Consider the following 15925-nt stretch of genomic DNA (forward strand, 5'->3'; position numbering starts at 1 on the left):
GTGACTTTGCCGAAATGGGTTTGTATGCTCCAGACCAGCCTCTACAGGCCTGTAGACAGCGGGAATTGCCGGCGGACGGATGGCGTCCCGGCACGACGGGCGGCGTGGTCGCGCCGCCGCAGCCGAAACGATCGAGGGAAGTGCGCATGGCCGGCCAGCGGGCGAGAACGCCGTACCAGGACGCGGGACCTCGCACCGAGGACCCCGCCGTGCCTGCCCAGCGCTCCCGCGCGGCCGGCGGTGACCCCGACCCGTCGCGGGAGACCCGCACCCAGCGCGCCGGGGCCTCGCGCCGCAGGCACCAGGCCCGTCGGCGCGGCGGAGCGGTCGCCGCGCTCGCCGCGGTCGGGCTGCCGCTGCTGGGCGGGATCGGCGACGAACTGGGCGGCCCCGGCGTCGGCATCCTGTTCGCGGTCGGCGCGGTGCTCGGCACCGGCGTCGCGGCGGTGCTGTGCAGCCGGAGCGGCCGCTGGTGGGTGCTGACCGCGACCCCCGTGGTGGTGCTGCTGACGGCCTCGGGCGTCGAGTACGCGGCCGATCCCGCCAAGTACCAGGGCAAGGGGCTGGGCACCGGCGCGGTGCGCTGGGTGGTCGGGGCGTTCCCGGTGATGGCGACGGCGCTGGCGGTCGCACTGCTGGTGATCGTGGTGCGCACGGTGCTGGACCGCCGCCGGCCCCCCAGGGCCGGAGCCCCGAGCGGAAGGGGCCGCCGTGGCTGAGCGCACCAACCGCACCAACCACACCAATCGCGCCAAGCGCCCGCGCGGCCGGTCCCCGCGCCGAGGCTCCGCCCCGCTGACCGTGGCCGGCCGCACCCTGGCCTGCACCGTCTCGGCCGCCGTGCTCGGCGCCAGCGGCTTCACCTGGTACGAGTACCGCAGCCTGGACGACGGCATGATCAAGTCCGGTGCGCTGAACGAGGCGAAGAAGAACGCCCCGCCGCACCTGGACAAGTCCGTCAACCTGCTGCTGATCGGCCTCGACAGCCGCAAGGACATGGACGGCAACGACCTGCCCAAGCAGTTCGTCGAGGACGAACTGCACGCCGGCTCCAGCGAGATCGGCGGCTACAACACCAACGCCCTGATCGTGCTGCACATCCCGGCCAACGGCGGGAAGGTGACCGCGCTGTCCGTGCCGCGCGACGACTACGTGCAGACCGCCGGCGCCGACGGCAAGATGCACAAGATCAAGGAGGCCTACGGCATCGCCAAGGAGGCCGCCGAGTCGAAGCTCGCGGGCAAGGGCCTCTCCAAGGCGGATCTGGAACGGCAGAGCCGGGAGGCCGGCCGCTCGGCCACGATCCAGACCGTGCAGAGCTTCCTGGACGTCCCGATCGACCACTTCGCCGAGGTCAACCTGATCGGCTTCTACGACATCGCCAAGGCCGTGGAACCGATCCAGGTCTGCCTCAACCACCCGGTCGACGATCCGATCATCGCCCGGACCGCCGCGCACGAGGGCGGCGGCACCGGCCTCAAACTGCCCGCCGGGATCAGCTCCTTGGACGCCGCCCAGGCACTGTCCTTCGTCCGCCAGCGCCACCACCTCACCAACGGCGACCTCGACCGCACCCACCGGCAGCAGGCGTTCATCTCCTCGGTCGAGTACAAGCTCAAGCAGCAGGGCATCCTCAACGACTTCGGACAGATGCAGAAGCTGTTCGGGGTGGTGAAGAAGGACGTCGTGATCGACAACGAGTGGAACATCCTCGACTTCGCCCAGCAGGCGCCCAACCTCACCGGCGGCAACGTCGAGTTCAACACCCTGCCCATCACCGGGTTCAAGACCATCGGCGGGCAGGAGGTCAACACCGTCAACCCGGACCTGATCAAGAAGATCGTCCGGCAGCTGTTCAGCCGGGAGCAGGCGCCCGCCGCCCCGGCCGCGGCACCCGGCGACACCCCGGGCGAGACGGCCCCGCCCTCGCCCTCGCCCAGCGCCGCACCCAAGTCCGTGGTCGACGTCAACGCGGCGGCGGGCGCGGGTGCCGCCGCCACCGAGTCCAAGGCGCTGGTCGACCTCGGCTACCAGGCCGGCCGGATCGGCGACGCGCCCGGGCGGATCCGCACCACCACCGTGGCCTACGGCACCGGCGCCAAGGCGGACGCCCAGGCGCTCGCCGCCCGGTACGGCGTCACCGCCGGCCCGTCCTCGGCCGTCCCGGCGGGCCACGTCCTGGTCACCCTCGCCGCCGCCCGGACCGCGACCCCCACCCCGGCCGCGCCCGCTTCGGGCGCCCCCGCGCCGGCCGACGGCTCCGCCGACCCGGCCGCCGGGCTGCCGATGCAGGGGCCGGCGGTGAAGGCCGGCGGGATCCCCTGCGTGGACTGAGCGGGGCGATGCGCGGTCACCGGCCCGGCCGGTGACCGCGCCTCACCGGGGGAGTGCCACCGGCGTGCGTCACTGAGGAGCGTCACCGGGGTGCGTCACCGGGGTACGGCGGCCGGCCGAGCGCCGCACCGGGCGGGCGGCCGCGCTCGGCGCACGGCGGACCGGCCGGGCTCCCCTCCCGCCGGTCAGGGGCGCGGGGCCTTCTCGCCGTGGACGGCGGAGTACTCGGCGGCCAGCCAGGGGGCCAGTCCGTCGATGAGGGCGGCCAGGACCGCGCGGTCGGTGGTGGGGGTGCGGGCGACGGCGGCGGCCAGGCGCATCCGGTCGGCGTGGTCGGGGTAGTGGGCGGCGAAGGCCTCGGCGGAGACGGTGAGGTCGCTGGTCCAGCCCCCCCAGCGGGGCATGACCAGGGTGAAGCCGGTGCGGACGAGTCGGCGGGAGACCGCGCGGCTGAGCGCGGTGAGCTGGGCGTCCGTGTCGGCGGCGGCCAGTCGCTCGCGCCAGCGGGGGAGGGCGAGCGCGAGGTCGCCGTTGGTCTCGCGGGCGAGCAGCGAGTCCGGGCGGTAGCGGGGGAGCTGCTCGGCGAGGTCCTCGCCGAGCAGCGGGGTGCACAGGCAGGCGACGAACCAGCCCAGGTCGTGCCGTTCCAGCTCGCTGAGCAGCGTGCCGGTGCCGAACAGGAGCACGCCGACGCCGTCGACCTGCGGGAAGTCCGCGTCGAGGCCGGCTCCGAGGGCGTCGGCCGCGCGCCGGTCGTCGGGGGTGGGCTCCCGGTGCAGGGCCAGCAGCAGGTCGAGGTCGGAGACGCCGGGGACCGCGGTGCCGCGCGGGATGCTGCCGTACAGGTAGGCGCCGTGCAGGCGGTCCGGGCCGAAGGCGGCGGCGATCCGCGCCCGGGCGGCGTCGACCACCGGCGTGAACTCCGGCCGGACGCGCTCCAGCGAGCCCTCCCGCGCGATGTACCCGTCCTCGTCCAGCCCCTGAGTGTCCATGGCTGAACCCTGCCCCATCGTCACGTCGTCGACCAGCGGATTTCCGCGCACCGCCCGAATTGTCAGTGGTGCGTGCAAGCATCCATCTGCAGACGAACACGAGGGGAATCACGATGGGGACCTGGGGCACCGGTTACTTCGACAACGACACCGCGGCGGATTTCGCCGGCGGCCTGGACGACGCCGCGCCGGGCGAGCGGGCGGCGCTCGTCCGGGTGGCGCTGGACCGCGCCGCCCGCGGGTCGGAGTACCTGGACGACGACGAGGGCGCGGAGGCCGTCGCGGCGGCGGCGCTGGTCGCCGCCCAGTGCCCCGGCGGTACGGCGGTGACGACCGCCTACGGCCCGGCCGAGCCGATACCCGGGCTGCCCGGCGACCTGCGCGCGCCGGCGGTGGCGGCGCTGGACCGGGTGGTGGCGGAGGGGTCCGAACTGGCCGAGCTGTGGGGCGAGTCGGGGTCCGACCGGGCGTGGCGGCGGGGGATCCGCGCCCTGCGCGAGGTTCTGGAGCCGGTGCCGCCGACCGCAGGCGCTCCGCTGCCGGGGCGGTGAGCGGGCGTCAACCGTCCTTGGCGGTGCGCCAGTACGCGAGCGCGGCGAGGCTGGTGGCGGCCCCGAGCGCGCAGACAGCGTGCCAACCGCCCTGGTCGTACACCAGGGTGGAGGCGATGGCGCCCGCTCCGCAGCCGACGGAGTACAGCAGCATGTAGCCCGCGGTCAGGCGGCTCCGGGCCTCGGGACGGACTTGGTAGAGGAGGTGCTGGTTGACCACGTGCACGGACTGGAGGCCGTAGTCGATGACGACCACGGCGAGCACCAGCCACCACACCGAGTGGGGCAGCAGTGCGGCCGGGAGCCAGGCGGCGAGCATGGCCACCAGGCCGAGGCCGGCGGTGCGTTCGGCGTGGCCGCGGCCGCGGTCGGCCTGGCGTCCCGCGTGCCCGGCGCCGAGCGCCCCGGCGGCGCCGGCCAGTCCGAACAGGCCGATCTGGGTGTGGCTGAGCTCGAAGGGCGGTGCGGCGAGCGGGAGGACCATCGGGGTGAGCAGGACGGTGACGGAGGTGAACGTGAGCAGGGCGAGCACGGCGCGCACGCGCAGTACGCGCTCCTCGGCGAAGAGCGTGAACACCGAGCCGACCAGGCGCAGATAGCGGATCCGCCGGGCCGCCGGGCTGCGGCGTTCGGGCGGTAGGACGGCCGCGACGGCGAAGGCCATGGCGCCGGTCGCGACGGCGGAGGCGAGGTAGACGGCGCGCCAGCCGGCCAGGTCGCCGATCGTCCCGGCGACGGTGCGGGCGAGCAGGATGCCGACCACGATGCCGCTGGTGACGGTGCCGACCACCCGGCCCTGGTCGCCGGGCGCGGCGAGCGAGGCGGAGTGGGCGACGACGACCTGGGCGACGACGGCCAGCACCCCGACGGCCGCCATCGCGGCCAGCAGCAGCGGAGTGGAGGGTGCGACGGCGACGGCGAGCAGGGCGAGCACGGACAACCCGAGTTGGGCGGTGGTCAGGGCACGGCGGTCGACGTGGTCACCGAGCGGGACGAGCAGGAGCAGGCCGAGCCCGTAACCGACCTGGGTGAGGGTGCCGACCAGGCCGACGGTGGCCGGGGCGATGCCGTAGTCCCGGGCGATCAGGTCCAGCAGGGGCTGGGAGTAGTAGACGTTGGCGACGGCCAGGCCGCACGTGACGGAGAGCAGCCAGGCCGCGGCCGGTGACAGGCCGCGCGGCGGGGTGGCCGCGTGCGTCGCGTGCGTCAGGTCGGTGGTGGGCGGGCCGGTGGGAGCAGGGGAGGTCATGAGCGGGAACCCCTCGACGGGCAGCAGTGGTTTCAAAGTGCTACTGCGCCACCCTGGCATACCCTGGTTTCAATGAGCAACCACTGGTTCGGCGGTACGCTGGCCGCCGACCGGTCGAGAGGTGGGACGAAGTGCCGAAACGCACCACGCACGAGGAGTCGACCTGCCCGGTCGCCCGCCCGCTCGACGTGGTCGGCGACGGCTGGACGCTGCTGATCGTCCGGGACGCCTTCGACGGGCTGCGCCGCTTCGGGCAGTTCCAGAAGAACCTGGGGCTGGCCAGGAACATCCTGTCGGCGCGGCTCACCAACCTGGTCGCCACCGGGGTCTTCGAACTCGCCCCGGCCGCCGACGGCAGCCCCTACCAGGAGTACCTGCTCACCGAGAAGGGCCGCGCGCTGTTCCCGGTGATCACCGCGCTGCGCCAGTGGGGTGACGAGTGGTTCTTCGCCGAGGGCGAGCCCCGGGCCCGGCTGGTCGACCGCGCCTCGGGCGCCCCGGTCGCCCCGGTGGAGGTGCGCTCGGCGGACGGGCGGCTGCTCGGCCCGGACGACGCGAAGGTGCTGCTGCCCTGAGACGTGCCGCCGCCACCGGCCGACGGACGGACGGTGGCGGCGGGGCTCCGGCTCGGGACTGCGTCAGGGCGTGGTCGGACAGGGCGGCAGGGTCGACGGCGCCGTGCTCGCACAGGTCGCGGTCGGTGTCCTCGGCGCGGTGCCGGTCGAGGTCGTCGTGCCGGTCGAGGTCGTGGTGCCGGACGAGGTCGTGCCGGTCCCGGTCGTGGTGGTCTTGCTGGTCGGTGCCTCGCTGAGCGTCGACGCGGACGAGGAGTGCGTTGTCGCGGTGCTCTCGGACGGCTTGCCCGAGGTGGTCGACGAGGTCGCCGAGGCCGAGCCCGTCCCGGTGGAGGCACCGGAGGAGGTCGCGCCGCTGGACGTCGCGCCGCTGGAGGTGGCGCCGCTGGAGGTCGCGCCGGAGGAGGTGGCGCCGCTGGAGGTCGCTCCCGAGGTCGAGGAGGTCGCGCCCGAGGAGGTCGCCCCCGAGGAGGTGGCGCCGGAGGACGTCGCGCCCGAGGTCGAGGCCGTCGCCGTCGGCGACGTGGGCTTCCACGGCATGGGCGGCGGAACGCCCGGCACCAGTTGCTTCGGCGGCTCGGTGCGCTTGTCCACCACCTCGATCCGACCGGTCAGCCGGGAGAACCAGCCGCCCGTCTCGATGTTCACCAGGATGATCTCGGTCACCGGCTGCGGGGCCGGCACCACCACGATCAGCGTGGTCGGCTCGAAGCCCGTCCAGGCCTTCCCGGTGTACTTGGCGTTGCTCACCAGCACCGCCGGCTTCAACGGGTTGCCGCAGGCACAGCGCACCCGGGGCACGCCCTGGGCGTCCACCAGGACGGCGGTGCCCGCCTGCAGCACGGACTGGTACTCGACCACGGCGCCGCTCTTGTAGCTGTGGTTGGTCACCCGGCTGTCCACCCGCAGGTACGCCGAGGTCAGCGAGCGCAGGTAGGACGGGATCGCGGACTGATCGATGCCCGCCGCCGAGGCCCAGGCCCGTCCGGCGTCACCGCTGGAGACCATGCCGATCAGCCGTTCGGTGTCACAGCTGGGCCGGTTCATCGTCCCGCCGTACAGCCCGGCCGAGCTGCCCTGCACGCTGTGCAGGACGGCGGGGGAGCCGGCCTTGGAGGTGCCGCCCGGTTGCGGCGCCGTGCTGGTGGGAGCGGGGGCCGGGGCACTCACGCCCTGGGTTTCCACCGATGGGGTGAACGGCGCCGGTCCGGGGTCGGCCGGGGTCTGGAGGGCGACCTCGTTGGCGGTCGGGACGGCCTCGTTCTTGCCGCCCTGGTTGTTGACGATCAGCACCGTCGCCACCACGGCCGCCACCAGCACGCCCGCCGCGACCGACAGCCCCTTCCTTGAGCGCCACCACGGCGTGCGCGGACCGCGCCCGCTGCCCGCGCTGGAGCCACCCCCACCGCCCCCGGACGGCCCCGACGGGCCGGAGGGCGGCGGCGGTACGGACGGTGGTCCGCCCGTGCCGCCACCCGAGGGGGGACCGGCCAGCGGGCCGGACGGGGGACCGGAGGGCGGGCCGTAGGGCGGCTCGCTCGGCGGGCCGGACGGGGGCGGTTGGGAACTCATCGAGGCTCCGTTTCGCAGGCGGCCGACACGTACGGTCGGCACGGGAAGCTCCTGCCACTGGGTTCCATTTCTCCCCCGGCGCCCCGTTCGCCGCAACAGCAGGTGGCCCCGCCGTCGCCGAGCGTGCCCCGCGGCAGTCGGTCACCCTGGGAACGGACCAGGCCCGTTCGAGCAGAGGGAGGCGGCATGCAGCAGCCCACCACCGGGGCCGCCGGCCCGCCCGGAGTCGTCCGCGGCTGGCTGGACGCGCTCGCCGTGGTGCTGGCCGGTCTCGTCGCGATGGCGGCGGTGGCCGCGCTGGGCCTCTGGCTGGCCGGCGCGAGCGACCTCCCGGCGGGCGGCTTCCCGCCGGTGCTCGCCGCGACGCTGGCGCTGGCCGTCGGCGGTTCGGTCCAACTCGACGGCGGCGCGGGCAGCTTCGCGGCGGTGGACGCCGGGGTCAGTGCGATGCCGCTGAGCGTCTCGCTGGTCGGTGCGGTGGTGATCTCCGAGGTGTTCCTGCGTCAACTGCGGTTCCGCGCGGTCGCGGGCGGCGGTGAACTGCTGGGCCGGATCGCCCGGACGGTGGTGCTCTGGCTGATCGCCCTGGTGGTGATCACCGTCACCGCCAAGCACACCTTCGTGATTCAGCTCGGCGGCAGTCTGGTGGAGACCATCGGCGGCGCGCTCGGGCTCACCCCGGAGGTCGGCTTCCACGCGGACGGCGCCACCACCATCGGCATCGGGCTGGCCTGGCTGCTGCTGGTGTTCGCCGCGGTCTTCGCGGTCTCTCGCCGGGCGCCGCTGCCGCGCGGCCTGCTGCGTTACCAACTCGCCGTCCGCCCGGCCGCGTTCGCGCTCTGGGCGGTCCTGCTCGGGTACGTCGCGATCGGCGCGGTGGCCGGGGGCGTCACCGCGCTCGTGCACGGCAACGCCCGCTCGACCATGGCCGTGCTGCTGCTCGCCCTGCCCGACCTGGTCTGGCTGGCCTTCGGTCTCGGCCTCGGTGCCGTCTGGCACGGCCGGCTGGTCGGCGCGCTCGGCCTGCCCGTCCCCCAACCGCTCAGCGCGGTGCTGCGCGCCCCCGGCGGGAAGGAGGCGACCATCGACCTCGGCACCCTGGCCGACCACGACGCGCGCAGCTGGTGGCTGCTGCCGGTGGCCGCCGTGCTGCTGACCGCCGCCGCCTTCCTGGCCGCCCGCCGCTCGCCGCGCGGCGTCCGGCTCTGGCAGCACTCCGTCCGCTTCGCGCTGGCCACCGCCGTCACCGTGCTGCTGGTGGGCCTGTGGACCCGGATGGACGCCGACTACGGGCTGTCCGTGCTCGGCGTCGGCCTCGGCCAGGGCGGACTGGGGGACCTGCTCGGCGCGGTGCTCGGCGGGGACAACCCGGTGTCGGCGCTGGGCAGCGGCAGCCTGACGCTGCGCCCGGAGCTGTGGACGGCGGTGCCGCTGGCGGCCGGCTGGGGGCTGCTGACCGGACTGCTCGGGGCGCTGCTGGCGGCCCGGGTGCGGCACCCCGGGGAGGTCACCGGCGAGGTCACCGGGAAGGGCGCCGCAGCGAGCGGCGGAGCGGCGGGCAGCGGAGCGGGCCCGGGCGGCTGAGCCCGGAGCGGATCCCGACACCCGCCCCGGCGCCCGCTCCGCCCCGACAGCCGCCCCGGCCTCAGAGCAGTTCGGCGAGCAGGACGGCCGCCGCCGGGAGCGCCTGGCCGAGCGCGCCGCGCCACAGCTTCGGCTCCGAGACGAACAGCGTCGTCCCGCCGGCGACCATGAAGGCCGCGATGTAGAGGATCACCGGCCGCCCCGCCCCGGAATGCCCGGTGTGCAGCAGGACCAGCCCGGTGACCAGCCCGAGGGCCAGGAACAGGTTGTAGAAGCCGACGTTGAACCGCCACAGCCGGACCTCCGGGGCGTCCGCCGTGCTGCCGGTGAGCAGGTAGCGCACCCTCGGGTGCCCGTACAGGTAGCTCTCCAGCGGCCACACCACGAGGTGGATCGCGGCGGCGAGCATGGCGAAGACCTGGCTCACGGCGTTCATGGTCGACGGCTCCCTAGGACAGGCCCTGACGGTCCCGGTACGGCGGGTGGACGACCGGGCCGGCCCAGGCGGGCGGGTCCGGCACCGGGGTGGGGCCGGGGGCCCGGGCGACCGCAGGGACGACCCGGGTGGGCGGGCCGTCCGCCGTCCAGGGCGCGGGCCCGTTGGCCGCGCGCAGCTCGGCGACGAACTGCAGGCAGCTGTCGTACCGCTCCCCGGGTGTCTTGGCGAGCGAGCGGGCCACCGCGGCGTCGACCGCCTCGGGGAGGTCCGGGCGGTGCCGGTGCAGTTCGGGCGGCGGGTCGTTGAGGTGGGCCCAGAGCAGTGCGAGGTCGCTCTCCCGGCGGAACGGCGGGGTGCCCGCGAGCATCTCGAAGACCACGCAGCCGAGCGCGTACTGGTCGCAGCGCCCGTCCAACGGCCGGCCGGAGATCTGCTCGGGCGCGGCGTAGTCGAGGGTGCCGACGATCTGGCCGACGCTGGTCAGCCCGCTGAGCGAGAGGGACTTCTTGGTGAGCCCGAAGTCCGCCAGGTAGAGGTGCTCGGGGTGCTCGCTGTCGGTGCCGGCGGCGACCAGGACGTTGCCGGGCTTGACGTCCCGGTGCACCAGTTGGTGGTCGTGCGCGGCGTCCAGGGCGGAGGCGATCTGCAGGGCCAGCCGGGTGGCGCGCTCGATCGGGAGCGGGGCGTCCCGGTTGATCAGCGCGCGCAGGTCGCCGCCCTCGACGTAGCGCATCGCCAGGTAGAGGATGCCGTCGTGCTCCCCGGCCTCGAACACCGGGACGATGTGCGGGTGGTCGATGCCGGCGGCGGCCTCGGACTCGTGCATGAAGCGCTGCCGGAACACCTCGTTGCGGGCCAGCTCGGGGGCCAGCAGCTTGACCGCGACGGTCCGGCCGAGCCGCAGGTCCTTGGCCCGGTAGACCACCGCCATCCCGCCGCGCCCGATCTCCTGCTCCAGCCGGTAGCCCGCCACCTTCCGCCCGACCAGGCCGGCGGGCAGCCCGCTTTCCGAGGCCGAGGCCGAGGTTGAGGCTGGGGCCGAGGGCGAGGCCGAGGGCGGGATCTGGGCGGAGGCCGTGGCCGGGGGCCGTTCGGCGGGGGTCACGGCTCAACCGTCCGGGTGGGCGCGTACGGGCCCTGCGCCTGCGGGTCGGGCACCGGTGCGGCTCCCGGCGCGGCCGCGGGCCCGACGGCCGCCTGCCGGTCGGTGGCCGCCTGCCGGTCGGTGGCCGCCTGCCGGTCGGTGGCCGCCTGCCGGTCGACAGCTGGTTGCCGGTCGACGGCCGGCCGGCGGTCGGTGGCCGCGTAGGTCTGCAACTGGAGCCCGTCGCAGTAGCACCAGCGGTCGTGCACCGGATCGAACACCCAGAGCTCCTCGCCGTCCGCCACCAGGCCGATCCGCAGGCCGCGGGTGCGCTCCCGGAAGGACTCCAGGTCCAGGGCGCCCGTGACGAGGTCCTCCAGCAGGGCGCGGTGCCGGGTCAGTGCGGCCCCGGCCTCGGCGAGGGCGGGCCGGGGGTCGGCGGTGCGGGCGGGCGGCCCGTCCGCGGCGGGGGGCGGCTGGGGCAGCACGACCAGCAGCCGGGCGTCCACCCAGGCGGTCCAGCCGTTGGAGCAGAGCACCTGGCCCCAGTCGCCCTGCCGGGCGATCAGCCGGACCGGGAGCAGCGGGTCGAGCCGGGCGGAGGGCCGTGCCGGGTCCGGCGCCGTCCAGGTCGCCAGGCCGTCCGGCGGGGCGACGTGGGTGGGGCGGAACGCGAACTCGTCCATGGGCGGCTACATTCCCTCCGCCGCGCCGACCGGTGCCGGGGGGCAGGGGTCGCGAGCGGCATTCGCACCTCAGTTCGTCTCCCACTCTACCGGCGGGGGCGGGGGCGGCTACTTGCGCATGACGGTCGGCTCGTGCCGCCGCAGCAGGGCGAGCACCGCCAGCCCGTACGCCGCCGCGAGGGCGGCCAGCGCGCCCATCGAGACCAGCCACCCGGTGCGCTCCGGGCGGAACATCGGGTCCGCGGTGATCGAGCTCGGCACGGTGAGCCGGCTCAGGTCGACGGTGCGGGCCATCGCCGACAGGCCCCACCGGGACGGCACCAGCCAGGCGAACTGCTCCAGGCCGGGCACGCCGTGCAGCCGGAGCATCAGGCCGCTGAACACGACCTGGACGATCGCGAGGAGCACCAGCAGCGGCATGGTGGCCTCCTCCTTGGCGACCAGCGCGGAGACCACCAGGCCCAGCATCATCGAGGTGAACGCCAGCAGCGCGATCGCGACGATCAGCTCCGGCAGCTGGGGCATCAGCACGCCGCTGGTCACCGGCGGCGGGGCGTTCGGGCGGGGCCGCGCGGTGAGCGTGACCCCGGCCAGGCCGACCACCGTCAGCACCGCGGCCTGCGCCACGGTGACCGCGCCGAGCACCACCACCTTCGACACCAGGTACGCCGACCTGGACAGGCCGACCACCCTTTCCCGCCGGTAGATCGCGCGCTCCTTGACCACCTCGCGCACCGCGTTGGCCGAGCCGGTGAGCACCCCGCCGAGACAGAGCGTGAGCAGGCAGTTGATGGCGTTCTCGAAGGTGAGCCGGCTGCCGGCCATCGCCCGGCACATCAGGCCGATGATGAACGGCAGCACGATCATCACGGTCAGGAACAGCCGGTCGGCGGCGAGCACCGCGGCGTACCGGCGCACCAGAGTGCCCAGCTGGGAGAACCAGCCCTGCGGCTTCTCCCGGCCGACGGGCGGCCCGGCCCGCCCGGCCCGCCCGGCCGGCTCCGGTGGGCGCGCCGGGCTCACCGGGTGCGCCGCCTCGGCCGTCACGTACCGCTGGTACTGCGGCGAGGCGCGGAAGCGCTCCCGGCAGAGCCCCTCGGAGTCGTTCTCGAAGGCCTCGAAGGCCTCCGGCCACTCCGCCTCGCCGAAGTACGCCAGTGCCTCGGTCGGCGGCCCGTAGTAGGCGGTCCGGCCGCCGGGGGCGAGCACCAGCAGGCGGTCGCACACGTTGAGGCTCAGCACGCTGTGCGTCACCACGACCACCGTGCGGCTGTCGTCGGCCAGGCCGCGCAGCAGGTGCATCACCGAGCGCTCCATGCCCGGGTCCAGGCCGGAGGTCGGCTCGTCCAGGAAGAGCAGGGAGGGCTTGGTGAGCAGTTCCAGCGCGATGCTGACCCGCTTGCGCTGGCCGCCGGAGAGGCTGGCGATGACCTGCTGCTCCCGCGCCTCCAGGCCCAGTTCGCCGATCACCTCGGAGACCCGGTGCTCCCGCTCCTCCTTCGCGGTGTCCCCGGGGAAGCGCAGCTCGGCGGCGTACGACAGGGCGCGGCGGACGGTCAGCTGGGTGTGCAGGATGTCGTCCTGGGGGACGAGGCCGATCCGGCGGCGCAGCTCCGCGTAGTCGCGGTAGAGGTCGCGCCCGTCGTACAGCACGGTGCCCTCGTCGGCGGGGCGCAGCCCGGTGAGGGCGTTGAGCAGGGTGGACTTGCCGGCGCCGCTCGGGCCGGCCACCGCGAGCAGGGCCTTCTCGGCGAGCGGGAAGCTCACGTCGTCCAGCAGCACCCGCTGGTCCGGGCCGACCCGGACGACCAGGTGCTGGACGTCCAGCGAGACCTCGCCGGTGTCGGTGTACTCGACCAGCCGGCCGTCGGCCAGGCAGAGCGAGGAGTGGCCGATGCCGACCAGGTCGGCCGGGCCGACCGGGGCGCGGCGCACCGGGCGGCCGTTGAGGTAGGTGCCGTTGTGGCTGTCCAGGTCGACGATCTCGTGCCCGCCGTCCGGCAGTTCGCGCAGCTCGGCGTGGTGCCGGGAGACCACCAGGTCGTCCAGGACCAGGTCGTTGTCGGGGGCGCGGCCGATCCGCAGGGTGTGGCCGGGCAGTTCCAGCACCGCGCTCGGGCTGCGGAAGGTGCCGGAGCTCTGCGGGGCGAGCAGTACCGTGCGCTCGCCGGGGGCGGGGTCGGGCAGGCCGGCGAAGGTCGCGGACGGGCCGGTGGCCGGATCGCCGAAGCGCAGCCTGGTGCCCGGGCCGACGTCCTCGTGGTCGATCCGTTGGCCCTGGTCGTAGGTGCCGTTGGTGCTGCCGACGTCCTCCAGCAGCCAGTGGTCGTCGGTGGCGCGCAGCACCGCGTGGTGCCAGGAGACCCGGGGGTCGTCCAGCACGATCTCGCTGGTCGGGTCCCGGCCCAGGTGGTACGCCCGGGTGGGGTCGATCAGCCGGGATTCGCGGTCGGTGACCAGGACGAGGGGCGGCGCGGTGGGTGCGCCGGGGCGCTGTCCCATGCTCGGCATTCTATCGTCGGCGGGCCCGAACGGCCTTTCCGGATCCTGACATTGGACTGGACCACTGCCTCGGCGCGGCACTATCGTTCGGCGTGCCCGCAGGCCGAACCACCGGATGGGAACCCATGACGATCTGGCCGCAGCCGCGCAGCTCCCGGACCGTCCGCGCCGGCCGGGCCGACGGCCGGGTGCTGCGCCTGGGCCTGATGGACACCATGCTCGCCGACCTCGCCGTCTCCGTCGTGCTCTGCTTCGACCGGCCGCTGGACGAGGACCGGCTCGCCGCCGGACTCGCCCTCGCCCTGGAGCGGGTGCCGGTGTTCGCCGGCCGGCTGCGCACCGAGGACGGAGCGCTCCGGGCGGTCTGCGACGACTCCGGGGTGCCGCTGGCGGTCCACACCGTGGACGGTACCCTCGCCGAGGCGATGGGCAGGGTGGCCGCGGCCGGCTCCGGACTGGTCGACCCGGTGGACGCCGTCGCCGCGCGCACCGGTGGTGCCCCGCTGTTCACCGTCCGGCTCACCCGGACCGCCGACGGCGGGACGGTGCTCGGCTGCTCCTGGCACCACGCGATCGGGGACCTGCACAGCTTCGTGCTGCTGCTGCGGATCTGGTCCGCGGCGGTCGCGGGCGATCCGCTGCCGGAGGCCGAACTCGTCGACGACCAGGACGCGTTGCTGGACGCCGTGCTGCCGGCCGAGGACTGCGGACGCCCCGGCTTCCGGCTGCCGGGACCGGCGGAGGCGGCGCAGCTGGCCCGCGAGATCGCGGCCGGACCGCGCGCCAACCGGACCGTCCAGATCGCCTTCACCGAGGCCGAGGTCGACCGGATGCGCGAGGAGTTCGGGGCGGCCGCCGGGCGCCGGCTCTCCGCCGGGGACGTGCTCTGCGCCCATGTGCTCGCCACCCTGCGGGAGTTGGACGGCGACCTGGCCGAGCGGATGCTCACCGTCCCGGTCAACGCCCGCCGCTGGCTGGGCCTTTCGCCCGCCCTGGTGGGCAACCTGCTGAGCGAGGTGCACGTGCCGCACCGGCCGAAGGACGGCCCGGCGGTACTGGCGGCCGCGCTGCGGACGGCGGTCGAGGAGTTCCCGACCGCCCACCTCAACCTGCGCTCCAACCTGGACTTCCTGGCCGGGCTCGGTCGTTCACGACTGGGGGAGTGCGTGCCGCTGGGCTTCGACCCGCAGCAGCGCCGGTTCAGCTTCTCCAACTGGAGCCGCTTCGGCGCCTATCGGGTGAGCTTCCAGGGCTGCTCCCCGGTGCTCGTCAGCCCGGCCGCCAACTATCCGCTTCCCTGGGTGAGTTGGACGATCGAGGGGTATCGCGGCGAGGGGTGGCTCAGCACGGTGGTGCTGCCCGCCCGGCTCGCCGCCCGGGTGCGCGGGGCGGACGGCCGGGCGGCGCTGCACCGGTTCCGGGCGGCGGGCGACGCGCCGCCCGCCTCGGCGGCGGTGCTGCCGAAGGTGCTGTGACGGCGGGCGCCGGGTGGGTCCGGAAGGCCCTGGGATGGTCTAGAAGGACTGCTCGATCGCGGTCCACAGCCGCAGTCGGGCTTCCAGCGCCGTCCGGACGGTCTCGGCGCAGGAGTCCCACAGGGCCTGGTCGTCGCCGCACAGGTCGATCAGCATCTGCATCGCCATCGGGGTGTGCTGCTCGCCGTCCACCTCGATGTGGCGGGCCAGGTAGTCCTTGAAGACGGTGAGCACGCCGTCGGGGTCGTCGATGCCGACCACCTGGGTGAACATGTCCGGGATCAGGTCCTCGCGGCCGAACGCGAAGGCGGCGGCCCGGGCGTGCACCGGCGCGTTCTCCACGATCGACCAGGTGACGGAGGTGAAGTCCACCGCCGGGGCCGGCACCCCGGCGCCCTTGAGGGCCTCCGGCACGGCCGTACCGGAGCCCAGCAGCGCCAGGAAGTCCGCCACCGGGCGGGGGTCGGCGCCGGCCTGGCGCATGCCCTCGACGTACAGCTCGAAGTGGCTGGTGTAGCCCTCGCCCAGCTCGTCGCTCTCCTCCACCAGGACGATCTCGTTGATCAGCCGGCGGCTGGCGGTCGGGCCGCTCGGCACCCACGGCACGTCCACGCAGGTGAGGTCGCGCTGGAGGCTCTTGAGCAGCGACATGAAGTCCCAGACCGCGAAGACGTGGCTGTTCAGGAAGGTGCGGACGCGCGCGATGCTGGTCAGCGAGCGGTAGACGGAGTGCTCGACGACCTCGCGGCGCAGCGGGTCGATGGCCTGCTGGAGGCTGGTGAGGCCGGGGTGGGAACGGTCCCAGTGGTAGCGGTTGGTCGACATCGGTGCTCCTGTTCTCGGGGCGGGGGGATCGCCGTCACGGTGGTGGCCGAGGGGTGT

General features: G+C 74.7%; 14 protein-coding genes. 6 read left to right on the forward strand and 8 right to left on the reverse strand.

Going from position 1 to position 15925, the window contains the following annotated elements:
• Window positions 1-209 precede the first annotated feature (209 nt).
• Together ACZ4W5_RS11570 and ACZ4W5_RS11575 are read left to right on the forward strand one after the other, a co-directional pair.
• Window positions 210-719, forward strand: a complete 510-nt coding sequence (locus tag ACZ4W5_RS11570) for a DUF6542 domain-containing protein (RefSeq protein ID WP_360240389.1) — start codon at window positions 210-212, stop codon at window positions 717-719.
• Window positions 712-2334 (forward strand): LCP family protein, encoded by a 1623-nt coding sequence (locus ACZ4W5_RS11575; protein ID WP_465654003.1) that lies wholly within the window; start codon window positions 712-714, stop codon window positions 2332-2334. The genes ACZ4W5_RS11570 and ACZ4W5_RS11575 overlap by 8 nt, the downstream gene beginning before the upstream one ends.
• Window positions 2335-2519: 185 nt before the next feature.
• Here ACZ4W5_RS11575 and ACZ4W5_RS11580 read toward each other — a convergent pair whose 3' ends face one another.
• Window positions 2520-3326 carry a nucleotidyltransferase gene (locus ACZ4W5_RS11580; RefSeq protein ID WP_465654004.1) on the reverse strand — a complete coding sequence of 269 codons (807 nt, stop codon included), beginning with the start codon at window positions 3324-3326 and terminating at the stop codon, window positions 2520-2522.
• 113 nt (window positions 3327-3439) lie between these two features.
• Between ACZ4W5_RS11580 and ACZ4W5_RS11585 the strand changes: the two genes are divergently transcribed.
• A complete protein-coding gene (locus ACZ4W5_RS11585; RefSeq protein ID WP_465654005.1) occupies window positions 3440-3877 on the forward strand; it encodes a DUF4259 domain-containing protein in 438 nt (145 codons plus the stop codon).
• 7 nt (window positions 3878-3884) lie between these two features.
• Here ACZ4W5_RS11585 and ACZ4W5_RS11590 read toward each other — a convergent pair whose 3' ends face one another.
• Window positions 3885-5126 carry an MFS transporter gene (locus ACZ4W5_RS11590; RefSeq protein ID WP_465654006.1) on the reverse strand — a complete coding sequence of 414 codons (1242 nt, stop codon included), beginning with the start codon at window positions 5124-5126 and terminating at the stop codon, window positions 3885-3887.
• A 131-nt stretch (window positions 5127-5257) separates the two neighbouring features.
• Here ACZ4W5_RS11590 and ACZ4W5_RS11595 point away from each other — a divergent pair, with 131 nt between their 5' ends.
• A complete protein-coding gene (locus ACZ4W5_RS11595) occupies window positions 5258-5701 on the forward strand; it encodes a winged helix-turn-helix transcriptional regulator (RefSeq protein WP_360243200.1) in 444 nt (147 codons plus the stop codon).
• Between the two features lie 63 nt (window positions 5702-5764).
• On the opposite strand, the gene ACZ4W5_RS11600 is transcribed toward ACZ4W5_RS11595, so the two are convergent.
• Complete coding sequence (locus ACZ4W5_RS11600) at window positions 5765-7021, reverse strand: DUF6777 domain-containing protein (protein ID WP_465654007.1); 1257 nt, start codon at window positions 7019-7021, stop codon at window positions 5765-5767.
• A gap of 438 nt (window positions 7022-7459) precedes the next feature.
• Between ACZ4W5_RS11600 and ACZ4W5_RS11605 the strand changes: the two genes are divergently transcribed.
• Window positions 7460-8857, forward strand: coding sequence for a streptophobe family protein (locus ACZ4W5_RS11605; protein WP_465654008.1), 1398 nt, complete (start codon window positions 7460-7462; stop codon window positions 8855-8857).
• A gap of 61 nt (window positions 8858-8918) precedes the next feature.
• Here ACZ4W5_RS11605 and ACZ4W5_RS11610 read toward each other — a convergent pair whose 3' ends face one another.
• From ACZ4W5_RS11610 to ACZ4W5_RS11625, 4 genes are all read right to left on the reverse strand, one after another.
• Window positions 8919-9293 carry a DUF1304 family protein gene (locus tag ACZ4W5_RS11610; protein ID WP_465654009.1) on the reverse strand — a complete coding sequence of 125 codons (375 nt, stop codon included), beginning with the start codon at window positions 9291-9293 and terminating at the stop codon, window positions 8919-8921.
• Between the two features lie 13 nt (window positions 9294-9306).
• Window positions 9307-10296 (reverse strand): serine/threonine-protein kinase, encoded by a 990-nt coding sequence (locus ACZ4W5_RS11615; protein WP_402480874.1) that lies wholly within the window; start codon window positions 10294-10296, stop codon window positions 9307-9309.
• A 101-nt stretch (window positions 10297-10397) separates the two neighbouring features.
• Complete coding sequence (locus tag ACZ4W5_RS11620) at window positions 10398-11066, reverse strand: hypothetical protein (protein ID WP_465654010.1); 669 nt, start codon at window positions 11064-11066, stop codon at window positions 10398-10400.
• Window positions 11067-11174: 108 nt separating this feature from the next.
• Window positions 11175-13568: an ABC transporter ATP-binding protein/permease gene (locus ACZ4W5_RS11625; RefSeq protein WP_465654011.1), complete on the reverse strand. Its 2394-nt coding sequence runs from the start codon at window positions 13566-13568 to the stop codon at window positions 11175-11177.
• A 125-nt stretch (window positions 13569-13693) separates the two neighbouring features.
• Between ACZ4W5_RS11625 and ACZ4W5_RS11630 the strand changes: the two genes are divergently transcribed.
• The gene (locus tag ACZ4W5_RS11630) at window positions 13694-15043 is read left to right on the forward strand and encodes an acyltransferase (protein ID WP_465654012.1); all 1350 of its coding nucleotides are present in this window, start codon (window positions 13694-13696) and stop codon (window positions 15041-15043) included.
• A 39-nt stretch (window positions 15044-15082) separates the two neighbouring features.
• On the opposite strand, the gene ACZ4W5_RS11635 is transcribed toward ACZ4W5_RS11630, so the two are convergent.
• Window positions 15083-15868: a DUF3050 domain-containing protein gene (locus tag ACZ4W5_RS11635; protein ID WP_465654013.1), complete on the reverse strand. Its 786-nt coding sequence runs from the start codon at window positions 15866-15868 to the stop codon at window positions 15083-15085.
• Between the last annotated feature and the right edge of the window lie 57 nt (window positions 15869-15925).

It is taken from the genome of Kitasatospora sp. NPDC029367 (genome assembly GCF_055569135.1).

Excerpts from the sequence above, each read along its gene's own strand:
- ACZ4W5_RS11610 (WP_465654009.1), bottom strand. The coding sequence starts at position 9,293 with ATGAACGCCGTGAGCCAGGTCTTCGCCATGCTCGCCGCCGCGATCCAC.
- ACZ4W5_RS11585 (WP_465654005.1), top strand. The coding sequence starts at position 3,440 with ATGGGGACCTGGGGCACCGGTTACTTCGACAACGACACCGCGGCGGAT.
- ACZ4W5_RS11590 (WP_465654006.1), bottom strand. The coding sequence starts at position 5,126 with ATGACCTCCCCTGCTCCCACCGGCCCGCCCACCACCGACCTGACGCAC.
- ACZ4W5_RS11625 (WP_465654011.1), bottom strand. The coding sequence starts at position 13,568 with ATGGGACAGCGCCCCGGCGCACCCACCGCGCCGCCCCTCGTCCTGGTC.
- ACZ4W5_RS11635 (WP_465654013.1), bottom strand. The coding sequence starts at position 15,868 with ATGTCGACCAACCGCTACCACTGGGACCGTTCCCACCCCGGCCTCACC.
- ACZ4W5_RS11605 (WP_465654008.1), top strand. The coding sequence starts at position 7,460 with ATGCAGCAGCCCACCACCGGGGCCGCCGGCCCGCCCGGAGTCGTCCGC.
- ACZ4W5_RS11580 (WP_465654004.1), bottom strand. The coding sequence starts at position 3,326 with ATGGACACTCAGGGGCTGGACGAGGACGGGTACATCGCGCGGGAGGGC.
- ACZ4W5_RS11630 (WP_465654012.1), top strand. The coding sequence starts at position 13,694 with ATGACGATCTGGCCGCAGCCGCGCAGCTCCCGGACCGTCCGCGCCGGC.
- ACZ4W5_RS11620 (WP_465654010.1), bottom strand. The coding sequence starts at position 11,066 with ATGGACGAGTTCGCGTTCCGCCCCACCCACGTCGCCCCGCCGGACGGC.